The organism is Polaribacter pectinis, from assembly GCF_014352875.1.
In the GTDB taxonomy this organism is placed as follows: domain Bacteria; phylum Bacteroidota; class Bacteroidia; order Flavobacteriales; family Flavobacteriaceae; genus Polaribacter; species Polaribacter pectinis.
In genome coordinates, this window is the sequence record NZ_CP060695.1 from 3369936 (window position 1) to 3391607 (window position 21672).

At 28.7% G+C, this 21672-nt stretch carries 27 protein-coding genes; 14 read left to right on the forward strand and 13 right to left on the reverse strand.

Annotated features, from left to right (window positions below; all coding sequences use genetic code 11):
* Positions 1-36: 36 nt before the first annotated feature.
* From H9W90_RS14890 to truB, 6 genes are all read left to right on the forward strand, one after another.
* The gene (locus H9W90_RS14890) at positions 37-498 is read left to right on the forward strand and encodes a hypothetical protein (RefSeq protein WP_187482363.1); all 462 of its coding nucleotides are present in this window, start codon (positions 37-39) and stop codon (positions 496-498) included.
* Between the two features lie 71 nt (positions 499-569).
* Positions 570-971, forward strand: coding sequence for a methylmalonyl-CoA epimerase (gene mce, locus H9W90_RS14895; RefSeq protein WP_187482364.1), 402 nt, complete (start codon positions 570-572; stop codon positions 969-971).
* A gap of 75 nt (positions 972-1046) precedes the next feature.
* Entirely contained in the window at positions 1047-1925 is an 879-nt protein-coding gene (locus tag H9W90_RS14900) for a cell division protein FtsX (RefSeq protein WP_187482365.1), read from the forward strand.
* A 4-nt stretch (positions 1926-1929) separates the two neighbouring features.
* Positions 1930-2172 carry a DUF3098 domain-containing protein gene (locus H9W90_RS14905; protein WP_187482366.1) on the forward strand — a complete coding sequence of 81 codons (243 nt, stop codon included), beginning with the start codon at positions 1930-1932 and terminating at the stop codon, positions 2170-2172.
* A 3-nt stretch (positions 2173-2175) separates the two neighbouring features.
* Entirely contained in the window at positions 2176-2970 is a 795-nt protein-coding gene (locus tag H9W90_RS14910) for an undecaprenyl-diphosphate phosphatase (RefSeq protein WP_187482367.1), read from the forward strand.
* Between the two features lie 22 nt (positions 2971-2992).
* Positions 2993-3688: a tRNA pseudouridine(55) synthase TruB gene (truB, locus tag H9W90_RS14915; RefSeq protein ID WP_187482368.1), complete on the forward strand. Its 696-nt coding sequence runs from the start codon at positions 2993-2995 to the stop codon at positions 3686-3688.
* A 66-nt stretch (positions 3689-3754) separates the two neighbouring features.
* Here the strand turns inward: truB and H9W90_RS14920 are convergent, their stop codons facing one another.
* The 7 genes from H9W90_RS14920 to H9W90_RS14950 form a co-directional block, all read right to left on the reverse strand.
* Positions 3755-4495 (reverse strand): DUF4097 family beta strand repeat-containing protein, encoded by a 741-nt coding sequence (locus H9W90_RS14920; RefSeq protein ID WP_187482369.1) that lies wholly within the window; start codon positions 4493-4495, stop codon positions 3755-3757.
* Between the two features lie 60 nt (positions 4496-4555).
* Entirely contained in the window at positions 4556-5359 is an 804-nt protein-coding gene (locus H9W90_RS14925) for a DUF4097 family beta strand repeat-containing protein (RefSeq protein ID WP_187482370.1), read from the reverse strand.
* 13 nt (positions 5360-5372) lie between these two features.
* Positions 5373-6134, reverse strand: coding sequence for a zf-HC2 domain-containing protein (locus H9W90_RS14930; RefSeq protein ID WP_187484011.1), 762 nt, complete (start codon positions 6132-6134; stop codon positions 5373-5375).
* 2 nt (positions 6135-6136) lie between these two features.
* Positions 6137-6667 (reverse strand): RNA polymerase sigma factor, encoded by a 531-nt coding sequence (locus tag H9W90_RS14935; RefSeq protein ID WP_187482371.1) that lies wholly within the window; start codon positions 6665-6667, stop codon positions 6137-6139.
* Between the two features lie 182 nt (positions 6668-6849).
* Entirely contained in the window at positions 6850-7257 is a 408-nt protein-coding gene (gene mscL / locus H9W90_RS14940) for a large conductance mechanosensitive channel protein MscL (protein WP_187484012.1), read from the reverse strand.
* A 56-nt stretch (positions 7258-7313) separates the two neighbouring features.
* The gene (alr, locus tag H9W90_RS14945) at positions 7314-8414 is read right to left on the reverse strand and encodes an alanine racemase (RefSeq protein WP_187482372.1); all 1101 of its coding nucleotides are present in this window, start codon (positions 8412-8414) and stop codon (positions 7314-7316) included.
* Positions 8407-9030 carry a thymidine kinase gene (locus H9W90_RS14950; protein WP_088353893.1) on the reverse strand — a complete coding sequence of 208 codons (624 nt, stop codon included), beginning with the start codon at positions 9028-9030 and terminating at the stop codon, positions 8407-8409. The genes alr and H9W90_RS14950 overlap by 8 nt, the downstream gene beginning before the upstream one ends.
* A gap of 101 nt (positions 9031-9131) precedes the next feature.
* On the opposite strand from H9W90_RS14950, the gene H9W90_RS14955 reads away from it, so the two are divergent.
* The 3 genes from H9W90_RS14955 (at position 9132) to H9W90_RS14965 (ending at position 11583) form a co-directional block, all read left to right on the forward strand.
* Positions 9132-9992 (forward strand): DUF8457 domain-containing protein, encoded by an 861-nt coding sequence (locus tag H9W90_RS14955; protein WP_187482373.1) that lies wholly within the window; start codon positions 9132-9134, stop codon positions 9990-9992.
* Positions 9993-10100: 108 nt separating this feature from the next.
* A complete protein-coding gene (locus H9W90_RS14960) occupies positions 10101-11084 on the forward strand; it encodes a glycosyltransferase family 4 protein (RefSeq protein WP_187482374.1) in 984 nt (327 codons plus the stop codon).
* Positions 11085-11109: 25 nt separating this feature from the next.
* A complete protein-coding gene (locus tag H9W90_RS14965) occupies positions 11110-11583 on the forward strand; it encodes a hypothetical protein (protein ID WP_187482375.1) in 474 nt (157 codons plus the stop codon).
* Positions 11584-11662: 79 nt separating this feature from the next.
* Here the strand turns inward: H9W90_RS14965 and H9W90_RS14970 are convergent, their stop codons facing one another.
* The gene (locus H9W90_RS14970; RefSeq protein ID WP_187482376.1) at positions 11663-12010 is read right to left on the reverse strand and encodes an arsenate reductase family protein; all 348 of its coding nucleotides are present in this window, start codon (positions 12008-12010) and stop codon (positions 11663-11665) included.
* 42 nt (positions 12011-12052) lie between these two features.
* On the opposite strand from H9W90_RS14970, the gene H9W90_RS14975 reads away from it, so the two are divergent.
* Genes H9W90_RS14975 through H9W90_RS14985 form a run of 3 tightly spaced genes read left to right on the forward strand, consistent with a single transcriptional unit; the run spans position 12053 to position 14934 of the window.
* On the forward strand, positions 12053-12508 hold the full coding sequence (locus H9W90_RS14975; RefSeq protein ID WP_187482377.1) for a DinB family protein: 456 nt from the start codon (positions 12053-12055) through the stop codon (positions 12506-12508).
* 6 nt (positions 12509-12514) lie between these two features.
* The gene (locus H9W90_RS14980) at positions 12515-13771 is read left to right on the forward strand and encodes a cation:proton antiporter (protein WP_187482378.1); all 1257 of its coding nucleotides are present in this window, start codon (positions 12515-12517) and stop codon (positions 13769-13771) included.
* A 14-nt stretch (positions 13772-13785) separates the two neighbouring features.
* On the forward strand, positions 13786-14934 hold the full coding sequence (locus H9W90_RS14985; protein WP_187482379.1) for a cystathionine gamma-synthase: 1149 nt from the start codon (positions 13786-13788) through the stop codon (positions 14932-14934).
* A 95-nt stretch (positions 14935-15029) separates the two neighbouring features.
* On the opposite strand, the gene H9W90_RS14990 is transcribed toward H9W90_RS14985, so the two are convergent.
* The 3 genes from H9W90_RS14990 to H9W90_RS15000 form a co-directional block, all read right to left on the reverse strand.
* Complete coding sequence (locus H9W90_RS14990; RefSeq protein WP_187482380.1) at positions 15030-15821, reverse strand: THC0290_0291 family protein; 792 nt, start codon at positions 15819-15821, stop codon at positions 15030-15032.
* A gap of 65 nt (positions 15822-15886) precedes the next feature.
* Positions 15887-17500 carry an Ig-like domain-containing domain gene (locus H9W90_RS14995; RefSeq protein WP_187482381.1) on the reverse strand — a complete coding sequence of 538 codons (1614 nt, stop codon included), beginning with the start codon at positions 17498-17500 and terminating at the stop codon, positions 15887-15889.
* A gap of 57 nt (positions 17501-17557) precedes the next feature.
* Complete coding sequence (locus tag H9W90_RS15000; protein WP_187482382.1) at positions 17558-18244, reverse strand: ComF family protein; 687 nt, start codon at positions 18242-18244, stop codon at positions 17558-17560.
* Between the two features lie 51 nt (positions 18245-18295).
* On the opposite strand from H9W90_RS15000, the gene H9W90_RS15005 reads away from it, so the two are divergent.
* Both H9W90_RS15005 and H9W90_RS15010 read left to right on the forward strand, forming a co-directional pair.
* Complete coding sequence (locus tag H9W90_RS15005) at positions 18296-18859, forward strand: class I SAM-dependent methyltransferase (protein ID WP_187482383.1); 564 nt, start codon at positions 18296-18298, stop codon at positions 18857-18859.
* A 45-nt stretch (positions 18860-18904) separates the two neighbouring features.
* Positions 18905-20446 (forward strand): glycine--tRNA ligase, encoded by a 1542-nt coding sequence (locus H9W90_RS15010; RefSeq protein ID WP_187482384.1) that lies wholly within the window; start codon positions 18905-18907, stop codon positions 20444-20446.
* Between the two features lie 70 nt (positions 20447-20516).
* On the opposite strand, the gene H9W90_RS15015 is transcribed toward H9W90_RS15010, so the two are convergent.
* Both H9W90_RS15015 and H9W90_RS15020 read right to left on the reverse strand, forming a co-directional pair.
* Positions 20517-21014 (reverse strand): DUF3575 domain-containing protein, encoded by a 498-nt coding sequence (locus H9W90_RS15015; RefSeq protein ID WP_187482385.1) that lies wholly within the window; start codon positions 21012-21014, stop codon positions 20517-20519.
* Between the two features lie 73 nt (positions 21015-21087).
* Positions 21088-21636: a DUF3575 domain-containing protein gene (locus H9W90_RS15020; protein ID WP_187482386.1), complete on the reverse strand. Its 549-nt coding sequence runs from the start codon at positions 21634-21636 to the stop codon at positions 21088-21090.
* Positions 21637-21672 lie beyond the last annotated feature (36 nt).

Consider the following 21672-nt stretch of genomic DNA (forward strand, 5'->3'; position numbering starts at 1 on the left):
CTCATTTTTAACTTTAGTCTTGTAAAAACGCAACTTATGAATGTAAATGTATTAGAAAAGCCAGTAGAAAATAAATCTAGTTATAAATTAGATTTTCAGTTAAAGGAATTAACAACAAATGGACCTGTAAATTTCAATTCAAACAAAAAGGAAGGTCCTGTTTCCAATAATACACTAACTATTCCTGTATATGGAGTTTATAGAATTTCTTGGGGATTTAAACAAAACTCGATTCATACTTTTTACAAAGATGTTATAACATCATTAGAATTGGTAATAAGTAACGAGGTTCATGAAGAAAATGCAGAAATAACTAAAGATACTTCTAGTTTTCATGCAATAAAATCTGCTAACAATACACTTACAATTTTATTAAGAGAAAACGAAAACATTTTTCTAAATGCAAAAACAATAAACGCAAATAAAACGAATATGAAAAACATCTATTTAAAAGTTGAAAAACTAAATGTAGATGAAGATACTAATTTTAGCTACTAAAATTAACTTTAATCTTTTTTAATGATCGATAAGAAAAGCTATTTTATAATAGCTTTTCTTATTTTTACAAAATGAAAAAAATAGAACACATAGGCATTGCTGTAAAAAACCTAGAAGAATCTAATAAACTATTTTCATCACTTTTTGGAAAACCACATTATAAAGTAGAAGAAGTTGCTTCAGAAGGGGTAAAAACCTCTTTTTTTGAATCTGGACCAAATAAAATAGAATTGTTAGAAGCTACAAATCCAGAGAGTCCTATTGCTAAATTTATTGATAAAAAAGGAGAGGGAATTCATCATATTGCATTTGCAGTAGAAGATATTTATTCCGAAATTGAAAGACTAAAAAAAGAGGGTTTTAAGGTTTTAAATTCAACTCCTAAAAAAGGTGCAGATAATAAATTGGTGGCTTTTTTACACCCAAAATCTACAAACGGAGTTTTAATTGAGTTGTGCCAAGAAATAGATTAGTTAAAATACTGCAAACAGTTACTGTCAACTGCATACTAATTATTATCTTGCAGCGTTTAAAAAGCAAATAGAAAAATGTCTTCAAAATTTGATTCTTATCAAAAACGACGATTGCAATCTTCTTACATTTCTGTTGTAATAAGCATTGCTTTGGTGCTTTTTATGGTTGGAATTTTAGGTTTAATCTTATTAAAATCTACGTTAGTTGCCAATCGTGTAAAGGAAAAAGTAGCTATTTCATTGTTTTTAAAAGATGAAGTAAGTAGAAAACAGATAAATACTTTTAAAGCTTCTTTAGAAAAGGAAGAATTTGCTAAAAGAATTATTTATACTTCAAAAACACAAGCAGCAAAAAATTATAGTAAAGAAATTGGGGAAGATTTTTTAGAGTTTTTAGGTAAAAATCCTCTTAAAAATGGAATAGATGTCTACTTGAAAGCAGATTATGTTACTCCAGAAAAAATACAAGAATTAGAAACTCGTTTTCTTAAAAATGCTTTTGTTGCAGATGTTTCTTATGATAAACCTTTAATAACTTTACTAACCAAGAATATTAAAAGAATTAGTTTTTGGCTGTTAATAGTTAGTGGGTTTTTTGGTTTGGTGGCTATTATTCTAATTAACAGTTCTATAAGATTATCAATTTATTCGAAAAGATTCAACATAAAAACCATGCAAATGGTTGGTGCAACAAAAAGCTTTATTAGAAAACCTTTTATTTGGCGTAGTATAAAATTAGGAATGATTGGTGCAATATTAGCACTAATTGGTTTAGCAGTAGTAATTTACTATTTAGATAAGTACGCACCAAGTTTAGAGTTAATAAAAGATTATGTAACCTTAAGCTATTTAGTTGGTGGTGTAATTTTATCGGCATTTATAATTACTTGGTTTAGTACTTTTTTAGCTACTCAACGTTTTTTAAATTTACAAACAGACGAACTTTATTACTAGAAATATGAAAGAAAAAAATGCTGAAAAGCAAGAATTTTTATTCGGAAAAAAGAATTACATCATCATGATTGTTGGTATCCTTGTAATTGCTCTAGGATTTATTTTTATGTCTGGTGGAGGTAGTGATAATCCAGAAGTTTTTAATGAAGAAATTTATAATTGGCAAAGAATTCGTTTGGCGCCAACATTAGTAATAATTGGTTTGGGAATAGAGATTTATGCTATTTTAGCAAATCCGAAAAAATAGAATATGGATATTATTGAAGCAATTATTCTTGGTATAATTCAAGGTTTAACAGAATTTTTACCAGTTTCATCTAGTGGACATTTAGAATTAGCAAAAGCTATTTTAGGAGACACTTCTGTACCAGAGGAAAGTTTAACTTTTACAGTGGTATTGCATTTTGCAACTGCATTAAGTACGTTAGTTATTTTTAGAAAAGAAGTTGCCGAACTTATTAAAGGCTTGTTTCAGTTTAAATGGAATGATGAATTAAAGTTTTCTTTAAAAATCATTATTTCTATGATTCCTGCAGTAGTAGTAGGTTTACTTTTTGAAGAGCAATTAGAATCTTTTTTTGGAGGAAAAATATTATTAGTTGGTTGCATGTTGTTAGTAACTGCAGTTTTATTATTAATGGCAGATAAAGCAAAAAACACCAATAAAAAAGTGTCATTTTCTAATGCTGTAATTATTGGTATATCTCAAGCAATTGCAATGTTACCAGGTATTTCTAGATCAGGAGCCACAATTTCTACTTCGGTTTTATTAGGAATTGATAGAACTAAAGCCGCACGTTTTTCTTTTTTAATGGTAGTTCCGTTAATTTTTGGTAAAATTGGTAAAGACGTTTTAAGTGGAGATTTAAACTTTCAATCATCAGAAATAATACCTATTTCTGCTGGTTTTATTGCTGCATTTTTAGCTGGTTTATTAGCTTGTAAATGGATGATTTCTTTAGTAAAAAAGAGCAAACTTTCTTACTTTTCTTTGTACTGTGCAATTGTTGGTTTTATTGCAATAGGATACGCGTTGTTAAATTAATATTGGTATAGATTTAGCAATTATGACTGAAGAAGACTTCAAAAACGGTCAAGTTTTATTGATTGATAAACCACTAGAATGGACATCTTTTCAAGCTGTAAATAAATTACGTTGGCATATAAAACAACGCTTTAAAATTAAAAAAATTAAAGTTGGTCATGCAGGAACTTTAGACCCGTTAGCAACTGGTTTATTAATAATTTGTACTGGTAAACAAACTAAAGAAATTCATGTATACCAAGGTCAAGAAAAAGAATATACAGGAACTTTTACCATTGGAGCAACAACACCAAGTTACGATTTAGAAACAGAAATAGATAAAACTTTTCCTACAGAACATATTTCTGAAGCATTATTAAAAGAAACTACCAAACAGTTTATTGGCGAAATTGAACAAAAACCACCAATTTTTTCTGCGATAAAAAAGGATGGAAAACGTTTGTATGAATTGGCAAGAAAAGGAGAAACTACAGAAATAAAAGCAAGAACGGTCACTGTTAAAGAGTTTGAAATAACTAAAATTGATTTTCCTAAAGTAGATTTTAGAATAGTTTGTAGCAAAGGAACTTACATTCGTTCTTTGGCTTTCGATTTTGGGCAAGCATTAAATTCTGGTGCACATTTATCTGCTTTGCGAAGAACAAAAATTGGAAATTTTTCTGTTGATAAAGCTACTTCAATTGATGATTTTATAAAGAATTTAGAGAAAGAAATTTAATCTAAAAAACAAACAACCATCCTAAAAAGAAAATGGTTGTTATATAATCAATTCAAAATATTAGTTTTATATTTTTCGTAAGAAAATATCTCCGCTAATAGTGTTTAATTTTAAAGAAGCTGTGCCTTTATTTACAGTTGCATTAATTGTAGAACCATAACTATTTTTCTTTTTTTTTTCAAAATCAATATCTAAATCAGAGTATACAGAACCAGACAGTGTTTTGGCTTCAAATTTTGCATCAGAAACATAAATATCTATATCTCCACTTATTGTTTTTAAGTGCATTTCTTTTGAGTGGTTTTTAATGGTGATGTTTCCACTAATTAAATCTAAAATAAGTTCACCATCATAGCTGTCTACAACTACATTTCCAGAAATACTTTTAATTTTTAATTCCATGTTCTTAGGAACATAAATTACATAGTTTACAATGTTTGTATGTTGGTTTTTATGACAATCATCTTCATTATTTTCATTTTCTTCACCTTCTTTATGAGTGTGAGAAAAATAGCTTCTGTATTTCTTGAAATAATCTCCATAATCTGAACTTACTTTATAAGTTCCGCCAATTCTATCAGTTTTAAAGTTGAAATAATCGTTGTGTTTGTTGTCATCTATATTAACAGTTGCTTCAACAGAAATTTCTTTTTTATTCCAGTTTTTTACAAGGATGTTATTTGCGAATTTTAGATGTACATAAACGTCCTTAATATTTTTACTATTGGTGTTTTCTGTTACTTTTTTTTGTGCTGTTAGGTTGTTAAAAGTCAATAACAAGCCTATGAATAAGAGTAAACTTTTCATTTTTAGTGTTTTAATTTGTTTAAATTAGTAGGTTGATTTCTTAAAGAAATCTTGAATAAATTATTTTTTTCTCAAGTAAATATTACCCATAGAAGATTTAATGTAGATTTTTACACCACCATTGTTTATTTTACTGTTAATGGTTTTTCGTCCGCTAACATTTGGTAATCCTTTTTTCTGCGGAACATCAAAATCGAAATTTGTGTATACAGTTCCTTGTGTTCTTAATTCTAAATCGGCTTTAGTATTTGCAGGAATTGCCACATCAATTTCAGAAACCGAAGAACTAATAGTTATTGGTGAAGTCTGACTTACTTTACTAAAATCGATGTCAATTTTACCAACACTTGTATTTGCAGTAATTGGTCCTGTAACATTTTTCAATTCTATTTGTCCAACATTTGTAGATACTTCTACTTCGCCTGTAAAACCATCCATTAAAACAGAGCCTAAATTACCTGCATCAACAGAAATATTCATTGTTTTTGGCAATGTTAAATTAATACCATGTCTTTGAAAGTTAGATTTTAAATCTGTAACGTACAAAACAGTCCCTTCTTTTTTAATAGAAAATCCAAAACCATCTGTATTGTCTTTTCCTCCAGGATATATGGCTGTTAAGCCTTTTCTTTTATCGTCTTTTTCTTTTTGATGATCTTCACGTCCAGGAAAATGATCATGACTTTCGTGCTCGTCTTTATTGTTTACAAGAACTAATTCTGAAGTGTTTCCTGCAGTTAAAACAATTTTTGTTCCACTTTCTAGTACTACTTTTTTAACACCAGATAATGAGTATTTAAATTCTTTATTTTGTGCGGAAACAATACTTGAAACTAATAATAATAGGATGTATATTTTTTTCATGATTTCTTAATTTTTATAATAAACTAGGTAAATTTAATTCGATTTGTTGTTTTACATATTGTGGAGTTTCTTCGTTTTTAAGAATTTTCTCCATAGATTCTACAGCTCTTTTTTCTTGAATTTTAGCCAAAATCTCAATCAATTCTATTTGAACTGATGCGTTCTTTTCTGTTTCTAAAGACTTAATTAATGCATCTCTAACAATCATTTCAGTTGAGAATTTAGACAATGCTTCTGCTGCCGCAGAACGTACATTTGCATTGTTATCAAAAAACAAACGGTTAATTAATGCGTCAATTATTTTTGTGTCTTTTTTGGTAAATTCTTCAGCATTTGTAACAGCTAAAATTCGTTTACTGGCAGAACTGTTTTCTAATAAAGCCAATACTTGTTGTTTTTCCACTTGATAATTATTTGCAATCTTTGTAACATTAGATTCATACTTACCAATTAAAAAAGCACTTATTACAATTAAAACACTAGCAGCAACTCTAAGATAAGTTTTCCAATTTTGTTCCGGTTGTAATTGCACAACTTTCGGTTGTTCTTTTTCGATTTCTTTTGCTAACATTTTTTCGAAATTCATTCTCAAATTAGCAGAAGGAATATCTAGTTTTTCATTGTCTAGAATAGTTAAAAACGATTTTAGTTCTTCCAATTCTTGGTAACAATTTGCACAAGAATTTAGGTGTTCTTTTACATCAGAATTTGCAACTTCTGATACTGAACCTTCTAAATAATCTGTAAATTGATTTTGAATTTCTGTACACTTCATTTTTATGCTGTTTGAAAATAAATTTCTTTTAATTTTTTTAATGCTCTATGTGTCTTCACTTTTACGGCGTTCTCACTACTACCAATTATTTGTGCAATTTGCTCGTATTTAATTTCTTGAAAACGATGCATCACTATTAATTCTCTTTCAGAATTTTTTAATTGCAACAATGCTTTTTGTAAATGATCTAACTCTTCTTGTCTACTTTCAGAAACCAACACTTCATTAGACATTGTGTTATCATCAATTTCATTAGAACGTTCTTTTTTTGTTTTTTGATAATGACTCGAAAAAATATTGCGCGCAATTGTATATATCCAAGCTGCAAAATTTTTGTTTTTATAAGATGCTTTGTATTTAATTACTTTCATAAAAACATCTTGCGTTAAATCTTCACTCACCATCTTATTATGCACCATTTTATTGAAAAAGTTGTAAATACGCACGTTGTACCTGTCAAACAGAATAGTTAACATATCTAGTTTGCCATTTGCTATTTGCAACATTACTTCTTCGTCAGTTAAATGTTTCAAGTTGGTTGTTTTGGTTGGTTTCTATTCTTAAAACCTTCAATTTACAAAAAGGTTACATTTTTATTTTATTTTTTTTAGAAAAGAAAAAAGTATTCAGATAATTAGTTTGACTCTTTAATATATAGCACAAAAAAATCCTGAACGAATGTTCAGGATTTTAAATATTTTAAGAAGTTAACTTCTTATTTTTTTGCTAACAAATCTCTAATTTGTGCTAACAATTCTTCTTGACTTGGTCCTGCAGGAGCTGGCTCTGGAGCAGGCTCTTCTTTTTTCTTCATATTGTTTAATCCTTTTACAATTAAGAACATTACAAAAGCAACAATAATAAAGTCAATTACATTTGTTAAGAAATCTCCGTATAAAACAGCTACCTCACCAACAACTTTTCCAGCATCATCTACAACACCTTCTTTTGCAATCCATTTTAAATCTTTAAGATCTGTATTGAAAATTAGGCCAATTAATGGAGAAACAATTCCTCCTGTAAAAGAAGTAACAACTTGTTTAAAAGCTGCACCCATAACAAAACCTACTGCAATATCAACAAGGTTTCCCTTCATTGCAAAGTCTTTAAACTCTTTAAGCATTCCCATTTTTATTCTATTTTTAATTAGTTATTAGATTGCTAAAGTAATAAAAAAAATTATTTCTTTAACATTTTTTTAACACGTTGTGAGATAGCAGTCAATGTTTCGTACACAATTGTTTCTGAAACATTTGCAATATGTTGTATCATATTTTGATGATTGAAAATGATTACTTCATCTCCTTCTTTACAATCTATTTTAGAAACGTTTACCATAATCATGTCCATACAAACATTTCCAATAATGGGTGCTTTTTGGTTATTGATTAAAACATACCCTTTTTTATTACCTAATTTTCTAGACAAACCATCTGCATGACCAATAGGAATTGTTGCCGTTTTTGTAGGTCTTTTAGCAACAAAAGCTCTGTTGTAACCTACACTTTCTCCTAATTTTATTATATGAATTTGAGAAATAATAGATTTTAAATTGTGTGTATTTTTAAGTTGCGCAGTTTCTTTTTCATCGTTTCCAAAACCATACAAACCAATTCCAATTCTAACCATATCAAATTGAGCTTTTGCATAATTTACTACTCCAGAAGTATTTAAAATATGCAACATAGGTTCATAACCTAAATGTTTATAAAACTCTTGTGCTATGTAAGCAAAATTATTAATCTGGTTGATGGTAAAATCTTGTTCTTCTAAATCTTCACTTGCTGCTAAATGAGAAAATAAAGATTGCACTTTAACATGATTGGTTTCTTTTAAATCAGAGATGATTTTTGGAATATCTGTATGCCAAAAACCTAATCTATTTAAACCGGTATTAAATTTTATATGAATAGGATAATTCATCAAAGGAACTTGGTCTGCTAATTTTAAAAAAGCATCGAAAATTTGAAAATTATACAAATTAGGTTCCAATCTATAATCTACAATGTCTTGTAAATTCTGAATATGAGGATGTAAAACTAAAATAGGAGTTTTAACACCAGATTCACGAAGTGCAATTCCTTCATGAGCATAAGCAACCGCAAAATAATCTACTTTATCTTCTAAAAACTGGGCAACTTGCACGCCATCACTTCCATAACCAAAAGCTTTTACAACTGCTAAAACTTTGGTTTTTGGTTGTAATTTATTTTTAAAATAATTTAGGTTATGGTCTAAAGCATTTCCATCAATTTCTAAAACTGTAACGTGATTATTCATCTGTAGAATTTTCTTTTTTAGAGACAATTTCTTCCTTTTGTTTTTTCAACGCTTTATAATATGCAGCTCTACTTAAAGGCTCATATTCTTGCATTTCACCCAGCATTACAATCTTATCATTTTGGGCTTTTCTAAAACTATAATGTGCTAAATTTCCTGTGTGTGTGCAAACTGCATGTACTTTGGTAACATATTCTGCAGTTGCCATTAAAGCTGGCATTGGTCCAAAAGGATTTCCTTTAAAATCCATATCTAAACCAGCAACAATTACACGAACACCTCTATTTGCCAAATCGTTACAAACCGCTACAATTTCATCATCAAAAAACTGGGCTTCATCTATACCAACAACATCTACATCTGTAGCTAAAAGTCTAATATTAGAAGAAACAGGAACTGGTGTTGATCGAATTCTATTGTCATTATGAGAAACAACTTCCTCCTCATCATAACGCGTATCTACAGCAGGTTTAAAGATTTCTACGCGCTGTTTTGCAAATTGTGCACGCTTTAAACGTCTAATTAATTCTTCTGTTTTACCAGAAAACATAGAACCACAGATTACTTCAATCCAACCAAATTGTTCTGTATGATTTACTGTATTTTCAAGAAACATTTTGTAATTTTAGGCGTTATATTTTTGTAACTTTACGTTACTTTGAGTTTCAACAAATTTAGGAATATTTACGAGTAAATAATAAAATCAACTTACAACTTATGCACAAAAAATTAGAAGCCGATTTAATAAGTTTAGCACACAGCATCTTACAGATGAAAAATAAAGACAATGTGTTTTTATTGAAGCAAAAATCGAAGGAAATTTATGAGAAATTATCTGTTTTAGCATTTGTTGAAGAGTATGTGAATTCTACTGTTAATGTAAAAGAAACAAAAGAGGAATTACTTTCTACAGTTGAAGAAGCTTTTGAAAAGAAAGATGTTGCTTTAGAAGAAATTGTTGAAGAAAATTCAGAAGAAACTGTTATACATAATTTAGAAGACGAATATTTAGAAGTAGATAAAACAGAGATTTTAGAACAACCTTTTGATGAGTTAGAAGAAATTTTAGCTTCTGAATCTATCGACAATGAAGAAACAAGTGAGTACCTAGAAGTTGAAAGTAAAGCAGATGAAGAAATAGTTGAAGAAGAAACTATTTTAACTTTAGAAGATGTAAAAGAAATAGTAAAAGAAAGTAATCATTCTGCTACCAATTTTAAAGACGACCCAAAAGATGTTGGCGAACGTAACTCTTTAACTTTAGAAGAAGAATTACAAGATACAATTCCTGTAGATGTTATGGCAAATTTATTTGAGCCAGCAAAACCAAAATCTTTAAATGATAGATTATCTGGCAACATTCAAATTGGTTTAAATGACAGAATTACTTTTGTAAAGAATTTGTTTGAAGGAAGTCAAGAAGATTTTAACAGAGTAGTTTCTCAATTAAATACTTTAAAGACAGAAAAGGAAGCGAAAAAATTTGTCAATAAAATGGTGAAACCAGATTATAATTGGACAAAACACGAAGAATTAGAAGCACGTTTTATGGAAATAATAGAACGTAAATTCGCTTAAAAAGATTCAAAATTTTGAGTTTAAAATTCAAAGTTGAGCAAGTTTGTCATTTCGACTTTATAGAGAAATCTTTTATACAATTATACATCTAAACAATTACACAGAAACTTGAAACCTGTTTTAATTCATACACATTTTCACAAACGCAGAACTGGAGTTACCAGAAGTATCGAAAATGTTTTTCCTTTTTTTTCTGATGAATATGAAGCTTATATTTATGGAAATACTGCAAAAGGAACCAATATCTCTTTTTCGGAATTAAAGAAAATATTGTTTTCGAAGAGAGAAGTTGTGGTGCATTGTCATAGAAATAACGAAATTATTCGAATGCTTATTTTTAGAGCTTTGGGTGCAAAATTTAAGTTGATTGCTACACGTCATGCAGAATCTAAACCATCTAATCTTACTCTAAAATTATTAAAAAGTGCAGACAAAGTTGTTACGCTTATAAAATCGATGAGCGATAATTTAGGTATTAAAAATACCATTGTTGGTCATGGAGTAAATGTTTCCGAATTTATTCCGAAGGAAAATATTTCGTTAGATAATATTCAACAAGAAAATATCATTTTGTGCGCAGGAAGAGTTAGAAAAGCAAAAGGACAAGTTGTTTTATTAGAAGCTTCCAAAATTTTAAAAGAACACAAAAATTGGGCGTTGGTAATTGTTGGTAAAGTTGATAAACCAGACTTTTTATCAGAATTAAAAGCAATTGCAAAAAAATATTCCATAGAAAATCAAGTTTATTTTATTGATGAAACTGCAGATATTGTTTCTTATTACCAAGCATCAAAAATTGTGGTTGTACCCAGTTTTTCTGAAGGATTTTCTTTAGTAACTGCAGAAGCTATGTCTTGTGGTTGTTCAGTAATTGCCACTAAAAATGTGGGTGTGCATTCTCAGTTAATTCAAGATAAAAAAGATGGTTATTTATTTGAAGCTGGAGATATATTTGAATTAGAAACTATTTTGCAACAAAAAATAAAAGCAGAATTACCATTATTAGGAAATCAAGCAAGAGAAACGATTCTTAAAAATTGGAGTGCAAAAAAAGAAGCAGAAAATTTAATAAAGGTTTATAAATCAAATTAATCTATAACTTAAAATTTTAAAAAAAATGAAAAAAGTACTTTTAGCAATCTTACTTTCAGTAATAACATTCTCGTCAGTAAATGCACAAAAAATTGAAATGAAAAAAGTATTTGGCGGTTATACGTTTTCTCAAAATGATAAAACAATAACATTAAACCAAATGCAGGAAATTGTAAAAGATAATCAAGAAGCTTTTGATTTGGTGAAATCAGCAAAATCTAACCAAACTTGGGGTATGGTTTTAGGCGGAATTGGTGGTGGATTAATAGGTTATCCAATAGGAACAGCTATTGGAGGAGGAGATCCAGAATGGGCTTTAGCTGGAGTAGGTGTAGCGTTTATTGTTGCTACAATTCCAATTGTAAAAGGGTTTAATAGAAAAACAAAAAAAGCAGTGGAATTATACAATGCAGATCAGCCCACAGCAAGTTCAAATTTTCAACCACAATTTAATTTGAATCTAAAAGGAATGTCCATGGGAATTTCTATGACGTTTTAAAAATCATTTATTAGAAATATAAAATCCTCAAAAATTAATTTTTTTTGAGGATTTTTTTTATGTGAATTAGTAACAAAAACTACCCAATTTTTTCCCTTAGTTCCGCAACAACTTTTTTACTATTTCCAATAAAAATTTCATTATCAACAATAAAAACAGGTCTTTTTAAGAATGTGTATTCATCTAAAATAAACTGTCTGTAATCTGCTTCCGATAAATTTTGGTTTTTCAAATCCATAGATTTGTACAATTTTGCACGTTTGTTAAACAAGTCTTCATAACTTCCAGAAAGTTTGTGCATTTCTTCTAATTGAGCAACGTTTACTGGGTTTGCTTTTATTTCTTGACGTTCAAAACCATCTGTATTTACTTCTTTTAGAATTCTTCTACAGGTATCACAAGTTTGCAAAAAATAGACTTTCTTCATTATTTATATCATTATATTTACAGTCCAAAATTAACAATAAAAATGAAGAAACAATTCCATATTTTAAGAAAATCGAGAGCTTTAACTTTAAAAACAATTGAAGGCTTAACGTTAGAGCAATTAAATAAAATACCTGAAGGTTTTAAAAATAACATTGCTTGGAATATTGCACATTTAGTAGTTACACAACAATTATTACATTATAAATTATCTGGCTTAAACTGTTTATGCCCAGATGAATTAATTGAAACACATAGAAAAGGAACTTTTCCAACAAAAGATTTTACACAAGAAGAATTTGATGAAGTTTTAGACCTTTTTGCAGGTTTACCAGATACTTTAGAAGAAGATTATGAAGCTGGTATTTTTAAGGAATATCAAGAATATCCTACAAGTACAGGTGTAGATATAGATTCTATGGACATGGCTATTCCTTTTAATAATTTTCATGAAGGTTTACATGTAGGAATTATTTTTTCAATTAAAAAGTTTATATAATTTTCTATGGATTATTTTCTAATTGCCACTGTTTTAATAGTGCTTTCTGCTGTTTTCGGTTATATAAATACCAAATTTTTAAAGCTACCAACCACAATTGGTTTAATGCTGATAACCATTGTTTTTACACTGGCTGTTTTTGTGTTAAGCTATTTTGATGATACTTTATTAATCAAAGAAAGAGAATTGATTACAAGTATCGATTTTAAAACAGTTTTATTAGATGTAATGTTGAGTTTTCTATTGTTCGCAGGTGCTTTGCATACTAATTTTCAGCAATTAAAAATTCAAAGAAAACCTGTTTTAATTTTCGCGACTCTTGGAACTTTAATTTCCACTTTTTTAGCAGGATTTTTCGTTTTTTATGTATTAAAAATGCTTCATTTAGATGTCGATTTTATCTATTGCTTATTATTTGGGGCATTAATTTCGCCAACAGATCCAATAGCCGTTTTAGGAATTATGAAAAAAGTAGGTGCACCTAAAAATTTGGAAACCAAAATTGTTGGAGAATCGCTTTTTAATGATGGAGTAGGAGTTGTTATTTTTTTAACAATCTATCAAATTGCAAAAGGAGGAACAGAAATTTCTGTAGGTCATATAGCAGAATTATTTTTTGTTGAAGTTGCAGGAGGAATTATTTTAGGGTTGTTAATTGGTTGGATAACTTATAGATTATTAAAAAGTATAGACGAATATGATACTGAAGTAATTATAACATTAGCTGCAGTTATGGGTGGAACTTTAATTGCACAAAAATTACATGTTTCTGCACCTTTAGCAATGGTAACAGCTGGTTTAATTGTAGGTACAGATACTGTAAGGAAATCTTCTATGAGTGCAATTACAGAACAATATGTAGATAAGTTTTGGGAGTTGTTAGACGTACTTTTAAACACCATTCTTTTTGTAATGATTGGAATGGAAATTTTAGTTTTAACTTTTGATGCAACCTATATTTTAGCAGGTTTTATTATAATTCCTGTGTTGCTTTTAGCAAGATATATTTCTTTATTATTACCGATAAAAATCTACGCAAAGAAATTAGATTTTGTTCCAAAAACGAATTTAATTATGACTTGGGGAGGTTTACGTGGTGGAATTTCAATTGCATTAGCGTTAAGTCTTACAAGTGATATGGAACGTGATTTGTTTTTAGTAATTACTTATATTGTTGTTGTGTTTTCAATTTTAATACAAGGGTTAACAGTTGGTAAATTGATAAAGAAATATGCAAAAGAAACAGAAGTTGCTTCTCATTAAATAAATTCTATAGAATGAAGTTTAATACCAAAACAATTCACGGAGGTCAAAAACCAGAAGAAAAAACTGGGGCTGTTGTGCCACCCATATTTCAAACTTCTACGTTTGCACAATTTAATGCTGGCGAGAATCAAGAATATAATTATTCCAGAGGTTCAAACCCTACAAGAACTGCATTGGAAAAAAGTTTAGCTTCTTTAGAAAATGGAACACATGGTTTTGCTTTTTCCTCTGGTTTAGCTGCAATCGATTGTGTTTTAAGAACACTAAAACCGGGTGACGAGATTATTGCTGCAATCGATTTGTATGGTGGAACCTACAGATTGTTTACTAAACTATTCGAAAAATACGGATTGGAATTTATATACGTAAATATGGATTCTGAAAAGGATATTTTAAACTCAATTTCAGAAAACACAAAATTAGTTTGGTTAGAAACACCAACAAATCCGTTATTAAAAATAGTAGATATTGAAGCAATTTGTGTTGCAGTTAAAAATGTAAACTCTGATATTTTAATTGGAGTAGATAATACATTTGCAACGCCATATTTACAACAACCTTTAAATTTAGGAGCAGATATTGTAATGCATTCTGCAACAAAATATTTAGGAGGACATTCAGATTTAATAATGGGCGCTTTAATTGTAAAAGATGCAAAATTAGCAGAAGAAATTCATTTTATACAATTTGCAGCAGGTGCAATTGCAGGTCCAATGGATTCTTTTTTAGCATTAAGAGGCATAAAAACTTTGCATATTAGAATGCAGCGTCATTGTGAAAATGCGATTGAGGTTGCTAAATTTTTAAAAAATCATCCAAAAGTTGGTGATGTTTATTTTCCTGGATTAAAAGAGCACCCAAATCATGAAATAGCCAAAAAGCAAATGAAGAATTTTGGAGGAGTTGTTTCTTTTAGCTTAAAAGATGATAGCAGCCAAGCAACTTTTAAATTTTTAAAAAGCATAAAATTTTTTACGTTAGCTGAATCTTTAGGAGGTGTAGAAAGTATGGTGAATCATTCAGCAACCATGTCTCATGCATCAATGCCAAAAGAAGAGCGTCTAAAAATAGGAGTTACAGATGCTGTAATTCGCTTAAGTATTGGTATTGAAGATGTAGAAGATTTGTTAGCAGATTTAGAATCTGCTTTAAATTTTTAGAGCTAAAACTTAAACAAATAAAAAAAGAGAGCAAAATTGCTCTCTTTTTTTTACATGAATAATTAGGGGTTATTCAATAATTTTCGGGGGGATTTTTAATAAAATAAAGGAGAACTAAAGTTAAGATGATATACTACACCAAGTTGAATATTTAGTAACCACTCATTATTTTTGTTTTCGAAAACTTCTGCTTGTAAACCATCAATTTCATCAGAAAAGAAATATTGATAGTTAAATTGTAATGCTAAATCTAGTTTTTCTGTTATCTTATATCTAGTACCCAAGCCAATTGTTACAGAAAAAACTTCTCCAGAACCTAACGAAAGGGCATTTTCTAAAGTGTATTTAGTGGGAAGAATAGATATGTCTTCTTGCCAATCACCTAAATCTGATTTTAAGCTATTGTTGTAAAAAGCATATTTGAGTCCGAATGTAAAAAATGGATTGAAAGGAGTATCTGAATACGGATAAACAAATTCTTCTAAAGGATTTAGAAAATATTCTAGATTTACACCAATATTTAACATTCTAACAGTTCCCTTCATGGCTCTTAATTGTTCTCCTCCATATGTTTGTTTTTGAGCCCAATATCCATGATGTTGTAATTTTGTATTGCTTAAATAGTGCAATTCAGTTTTTACCATTAAATGGTTATGCATAACGTTGTTAGGATCCCATCTTAAAGTTCTATTGTAAAAACTTAAATAATGGGCGACAGAGAAAGACAAGCCATTGTTATTCCATTCGCTTGCAAAATTGCCTCTTTGGCCGTAATCTGTTTGTAAACTAGTGGTGCCAACAAATGCTCCGATATCGTGAGTGTAATGTTGCGCCTTAATTTCTAGAATAAAAACAATTACAAAAATAATTGTTATAGGGGTTTTCAAGATTTAGGGGTCTTAAAGTAAGTTTCAAATATATAGTAAATTTATCTGAACTACAAAATTTACTACTATTTATTAATTGTAAAAGTGTTATTTATAAAATAATTTGCTCTTACTTCTAATTCTTCATTATAATAAATAATCTCTTCTGGAAGTTGTTTAAGCAGGTAGTTTCCTGTATCCCATTTATTATTTTTATTGGTATCAATAATTGCTCTAATATAATATGTTTTTGGCTGTAGAAGATCAAAGATCAAGGTTTCAGACTTTGTTATAAATCTACGTTCTACTAATTTGTTTTTATCTTTCCCTTCAACTAATTCAATAATTATAGGATTAGAATTATCATTAATAATGTTTAAGGTTATTTTACCATAATCTTCTAACTCTCTTGTTTTTAAATTATATTTTAGAGTATCGTTTGGTTGTTTAAAAATATCCTTAAAAGCATCAGGTAAGATCGTTACAGAATAACTTTGCTTTTGTTTTTTATCAAAAAGAACAGCTATTTTATTTTCTTTAGAAGACAAATAACTAGAAAAAGGAACTGCAATAGTGTCTTTATCTGTAATTGATATTTTACTAGTATCTAATTCTATAATTGGGTTGTTTGTTTTTAAAAACAATGTGTCTCTTAAGTGTAAAGTATTACTTATTGTAGAGTTTATAGTTAATGAATCTATTTTTTTCTTTCGAAGATTTACTGTAATTGTATCTAAAAAATTAGCATTAGAAACGATAAAATTTAAAGAGTCTGCTTCAAAAGGTGTAAACCAATAGTTTAAAGTATCTTTATTAATTTCAAATTTAGAAATACTTTTAAAGTCTTTAGGTACGTCAGATTGAATTTTAATATTAAGATTTTCTATTTCTCCTTCATAACCAAAAACAATTTTACCTTTAGATATTTCTTTTCCACGTCTAAACTTATAAGGTTGTAATTCATTAAAAATTACAATTGGTTTCTCTATAATACTATCTTTTGGTAAGGATATGGTATCGTTATAAAAACCTATTTTATCTGTTTTGGGATTAAAAATATAATCGCTAGAAGTTTCCTTTAAAGCAATCATTAAGTACTTTCCTTTTTTAAGGTTAGAAAAGTTGAAATTTGTTGTGTCTAAAGTATTGGCAACGTAATTTGGTTTCTTTTTGTAAATGATGGAATCTGTAAAAGCACTATCTATTCTATATAATAAAACATTAATGTTTTTAGGAGTTTCGTTTAAATAAGCGTCTTTAATTTTACCCGAAGTAATTAAAGAATCTATATAATTTCCTGTAGAAAAAACATACTTAAAAGCCTCTAATTTATTATTCTCATTATTATCTTCTATAGCATTACCAAAATTAAAAATGTAGGTTGTATTTTTAGTTAAAGTATCTAGAATTTTTATTTTAATAGTTTTGCTAGCTGTGCCTTGTGGGGTAATTAAAGCAGGGTTTTTTAATGGAGGAGAAACAATTAGCTGTTTGTTTAAATCCTTTAGCTTTACGTATTCGTCAAACTCAATTTCTATTTCCTTTTTATTGAAATTTGTAGTTTCGTAAGGTGGGTTGGAAGTAACAAACAAAGGAGCATCTTCATCTTTTGGACCTCCTTCAGGTCTTCCTGTTCTTGCACAATTAGATACAAGAATTAATAAAAATGTAATATAAAAAAGTTTAGAAAGATGTTTCACAAATGTAAAATTTACTACAAATTAACAATTAATTTTTCATTTAAAAAATGATAAAAACTATTCTGTGTAAGCCATAGTTATGATACTTACTTTAATGCCTTTTGTTTTTTGTAATTCTTTAATACAAGCCTCTAAAGTTGCGCCTGTTGTTATAACGTCATCAATCAATAAAACGTGTTTGTTTGTAAAAATTGAAGTATTTTTTAACATAAACTTGGTATCTAAGTTATTAAATCGCTCAAAACGAGCTTTAAAAGTTTGTGTTTTAGATGTAGAAATTCTTATTAAAATATTTTCAATAAAAGTAATTTTTAAGTGTTTACTTAAATATTCACCAAACTTTGTAACTTGATTATAGCCTCTTTGTCTCATTTTTTTAGGATGTAATGGAACAGGAATTATAAAATCTACGTCAGACAATTGTCGATTTTCTTTTAAAATCTCTCCCAGCCAGTTACCAAAAAATACACCAACGTCTTCATTTCCTTTGTATTTAAGCTCATGTATTATTTTTTTTGTGATTCCTTTCTTACGATAATAAAGTAAAGAGTTTGCTTTTTCAATAGAAACTCTACCGTAAAAAATTTCATAGACTTTATTCTTTTTATAATCAACAAAGTTTGTTAAAGGCAAGTCATGTCTACAGAAAGTACAAATTACAGTTTCGTTTTCTGTTAGATTGTTTTCGCAATTAGCACATAATTTGGGGTAAAATAAATGAAAAAAGTCTTTTAAAAATTGCATCTTTACCTAGCTTTTTTTTAGAAAGATAATTAATAAAATATAAATTTATAATTGACGAGCAGAATAAAATTTTTTAAGGAAGCAGTAAAAAATTTAAAAAATGTAGGAACTGTAACACCAAGTTCTCGCTTTTTAGCAAACAGAATGCTTAAAGAAATAGATTTTTCTAAAGTTGAGGTTTTGGTAGAATTGGGTCCAGGAAACGGAGCAATTACAAAGAAAATTTTAAAGAAGTTACCACCAAATGCAACTTTAATTTGTTTTGAAATAAACACTAATTTTTATAATCAATTATTAGCATTAAAAAACTCTCAACTAATTGTTGTTGAGTCATCTGCATCAAATATAAAGGAAGTACTAAATCGATTAGGTTTTTTTAAAACAAATCATATTATTTCTAGTTTACCATTAACTATTTTACCAGAAGAAGTTTCTTCAGAAATCTTAAATAAATCTTACCAAGTATTAGAAAATGAAGGTACTTATGTTCAATTTCAATATAGCTTAACCTATTTTAGAAAACTAAAAGCTGTTTTTAATGAATCTATTTCTTTAGAATTCGAGCCATTAAATATTCCACCAGCTTTTGTTTATCGTTGTAAAAAAGTCATGTAAGTTTTTCTTGAAAAATCTCTGCAAACGTTTATCTTTGCGCCCATTATGGCAAAACAAGAAGATCAATTTAAAAAAGTATTATCGCACGCAAAAGAATATGGTTATGTATTTCAGTCTTCTGAAATTTATGACGGTTTAAGTGCGGTTTACGACTACGCTCAAAATGGAGTTGAGCTAAAGAAAAATATTAGAGACTATTGGTGGAAAGCAATGGTGCAAATGCACGAAAACATTGTTGGTATAGATGCTGCAATTTTAATGCACCCAACAACATGGAAAGCTTCTGGTCACGTAGACGCTTTTAATGATCCTTTAATTGATAATAAAGATTCTAAAAAACGATACAGAGCAGATGTTTTAGTTGAAGATTTTAGAGAGAAAATTTCTGAAAAAATTCAGAAAGATGTAGATAAAGGAAAAAAACGTTTTGGAGATTCTTTTAATGAAGAAGAGTTTAGAGCAACAAACCCAAATGTTTTACGTCGTCAAAAACAAATAGATGAAATTACTTTAGAGCTTACAAGAGTTCAAGAAGAAAATGATTTAGTTGGTTTTAGACAACTAATTATAGATTTAGGAATTAATTGTCCTGTTTCAGGCTCTAAAAATTGGACAGAGGTTAAGCAGTTTAACTTAATGTTTGGTACACAAATTGGTGCTTCAGCAGAAAATTCTACACAAGTTTATTTACGTCCAGAAACAGCACAAGGTATTTTTGTAAACTTTTTAAATGTTCAAAAAACGGGTAGAATGAAAATTCCTTTTGGAATTGCCCAAACTGGTAAAGCTTTTAGAAATGAGATTGTTGCAAGACAGTTTATTTTTAGAATGCGTGAGTTTGAACAAATGGAAATGCAATTTTTTGTTAAACCAGGAACCCAAAAAGAATGGTATGAAAACTGGAAAGAAACAAGAATGAAATGGCATTTATCTTTAGGAATGGGAGCAGAGAATTATCGTTTTCATGATCATGATAAATTGGCACATTACGCAGATGCAGCTGCAGATATTGAGTTTAATTTCCCTTTCGGATTTAAAGAATTAGAAGGAATACACTCAAGAACAGATTTCGATTTAAAAGCGCATGAGAAATTTTCTGGTAAGAAATTACAGTATTTCGATCATGAAGAAAATAAAAATTATGTTCCATATGTAGTAGAAACTTCTATTGGTTTAGACAGAATGTTTTTAGCAGTTTTTTCTAATTCTTTACAAGAAGAAGAACTAGAAAACGGAACAACAAGAACTGTTTTAAAGCTGCCAGCAGTTTTAGCACCTTTTAAAGCAGCCATTTTTCCTTTAGTAAAAAAAGATGGTTTGCCAGAAGTTGCCAAAGAAATTATGGAAGACTTAAAATGGGATTTTAATGTTTTTTATGATGAAAAAGACGCTGTAGGTAAACGTTATAGAAGACAAGATGCTGCAGGAACTCCGTTTTGTATTACCGTAGATCATGATACTTTAGAAGATAAATGTGTTACTATAAGACACAGAGATACTATGGAGCAAAAGAGAGTTGCAATTTCTGATTTAAAAGAGATTATAAAAGCAGAAGTTTCTGTAAAAACTTGGTTGCAGAAAATATAATATTTAATTATTTATAAATAAAAAACCTCAGCAATTGATGAGGTTTTTTATTTTTTATAAAAGTTTTTTGTTAAAATCTCCAACCAACATTTAAACCAACTCTTGGAACAATAATTGGCGAATCTGAACCAAATAGATTTCTACCAAGACCAGCATATAAATCTACAATTAAACCTCCGCTAGAAATATATTTTGTACCTACAGCTACACCTAAAGCACCATCTGTATATTTTAAATCATATACACCAGAATCTTCTACAGATTCAGTTTTACCAGAGTTTATACCAACAAAACCTTCTCCAAAAAAGTTCCATTTTTCATTAGTTGTAAAGTAATGACGATAATAAGGAGTAATCATCATGTTTTCATTATATCTAAAAGTAGCACTTTGCTTTTCTAAATTATAAAGGGCAGAAATACCAAAAGAAGATTCTTCAGAAATATAGTTTTCATAAGAAAATTCTAAACTTTTAATAACTAAAGCATTTGCAATATCTAACTTTATTTCTTGTTGAGAATAAGTTATTGAACTTGTTAATAAGACTAATATTAAAGCTAATTTTTTCATGGATTTGTTTTTTTGTACAACGTTTTTTTGAAGTAAAAATTATAATGCAAACTTACTAAAATTATGATACTTCTTAAAACCTATAACCAATAGAAACACCACCTCTGCCAACAGCAGCAATAGAGTTGTCGTCACCACCTAAATTTCTTCCTAAACCTAAATATATTTCAGTTGTAAAGCCTCTTTTAGATATAAATTTACCTCCGACAGAAATTCCAACAGCAAATTCAGTTTTATTTTCCGAGTTTGTGGTCATATTATTTCCATTAAAAAAAGAATCGAAATCGCGTTCATATGTATGTAGCATTCCAAAACCTTCAACAAAAAAACCTCTTGCAAATTTGCTAGAAAAATACCTTCTGTAAAAAGGTGTTAAAGAAAATTTTCTGTAATTATCTATATCGTTTCCGTTGTCAAAACCTGTTAAAATACCTATTCCTGCAGATGACTCTTCATTTATTAAGTATTCATAAGAAACATCTAACCATTCAAAAGCAAGTAAACCTAAAACATTAATTTTTACTTCATGTTTTTTGTTAATGTCTTGTGGGTATTCTTCTTTTTCTTGAGCAACTGAAATTGTTGTAATAAATAATAGAATAAGTAGTGTAATGTTTCTCATGGTATATTTTTTAAAGTTGTAATATTAATAGTATAG

Bases quoted from the DNA above. Each gene is read 5' to 3' on its own strand.
- H9W90_RS14890 (WP_187482363.1), top strand. From the start codon at position 37: ATGAATGTAAATGTATTAGAAAAGCCAGTAGAAAATAAATCTAGTTAT.
- mce (WP_187482364.1), top strand. From the start codon at position 570: ATGAAAAAAATAGAACACATAGGCATTGCTGTAAAAAACCTAGAAGAA.
- H9W90_RS14900 (WP_187482365.1), top strand. From the start codon at position 1,047: ATGTCTTCAAAATTTGATTCTTATCAAAAACGACGATTGCAATCTTCT.
- H9W90_RS14905 (WP_187482366.1), top strand. From the start codon at position 1,930: ATGAAAGAAAAAAATGCTGAAAAGCAAGAATTTTTATTCGGAAAAAAG.
- H9W90_RS14910 (WP_187482367.1), top strand. From the start codon at position 2,176: ATGGATATTATTGAAGCAATTATTCTTGGTATAATTCAAGGTTTAACA.
- truB (WP_187482368.1), top strand. From the start codon at position 2,993: ATGACTGAAGAAGACTTCAAAAACGGTCAAGTTTTATTGATTGATAAA.
- H9W90_RS14920 (WP_187482369.1), bottom strand. From the start codon at position 4,495: ATGAAAAGTTTACTCTTATTCATAGGCTTGTTATTGACTTTTAACAAC.
- H9W90_RS14925 (WP_187482370.1), bottom strand. From the start codon at position 5,359: ATGAAAAAAATATACATCCTATTATTATTAGTTTCAAGTATTGTTTCC.
- H9W90_RS14930 (WP_187484011.1), bottom strand. From the start codon at position 6,134: ATGAAGTGTACAGAAATTCAAAATCAATTTACAGATTATTTAGAAGGT.
- mscL (WP_187484012.1), bottom strand. From the start codon at position 7,257: ATGCTTAAAGAGTTTAAAGACTTTGCAATGAAGGGAAACCTTGTTGAT.
- alr (WP_187482372.1), bottom strand. From the start codon at position 8,414: ATGAATAATCACGTTACAGTTTTAGAAATTGATGGAAATGCTTTAGAC.
- H9W90_RS14950 (WP_088353893.1), bottom strand. From the start codon at position 9,030: ATGTTTCTTGAAAATACAGTAAATCATACAGAACAATTTGGTTGGATT.
- H9W90_RS14955 (WP_187482373.1), top strand. From the start codon at position 9,132: ATGCACAAAAAATTAGAAGCCGATTTAATAAGTTTAGCACACAGCATC.
- H9W90_RS14965 (WP_187482375.1), top strand. From the start codon at position 11,110: ATGAAAAAAGTACTTTTAGCAATCTTACTTTCAGTAATAACATTCTCG.
- H9W90_RS14970 (WP_187482376.1), bottom strand. From the start codon at position 12,010: ATGAAGAAAGTCTATTTTTTGCAAACTTGTGATACCTGTAGAAGAATT.
- H9W90_RS14975 (WP_187482377.1), top strand. From the start codon at position 12,053: ATGAAGAAACAATTCCATATTTTAAGAAAATCGAGAGCTTTAACTTTA.
- H9W90_RS14980 (WP_187482378.1), top strand. From the start codon at position 12,515: ATGGATTATTTTCTAATTGCCACTGTTTTAATAGTGCTTTCTGCTGTT.
- H9W90_RS14985 (WP_187482379.1), top strand. From the start codon at position 13,786: ATGAAGTTTAATACCAAAACAATTCACGGAGGTCAAAAACCAGAAGAA.
- H9W90_RS15000 (WP_187482382.1), bottom strand. From the start codon at position 18,244: ATGCAATTTTTAAAAGACTTTTTTCATTTATTTTACCCCAAATTATGT.
- H9W90_RS15010 (WP_187482384.1), top strand. From the start codon at position 18,905: ATGGCAAAACAAGAAGATCAATTTAAAAAAGTATTATCGCACGCAAAA.
- H9W90_RS15015 (WP_187482385.1), bottom strand. From the start codon at position 21,014: ATGAAAAAATTAGCTTTAATATTAGTCTTATTAACAAGTTCAATAACT.
- H9W90_RS15020 (WP_187482386.1), bottom strand. From the start codon at position 21,636: ATGAGAAACATTACACTACTTATTCTATTATTTATTACAACAATTTCA.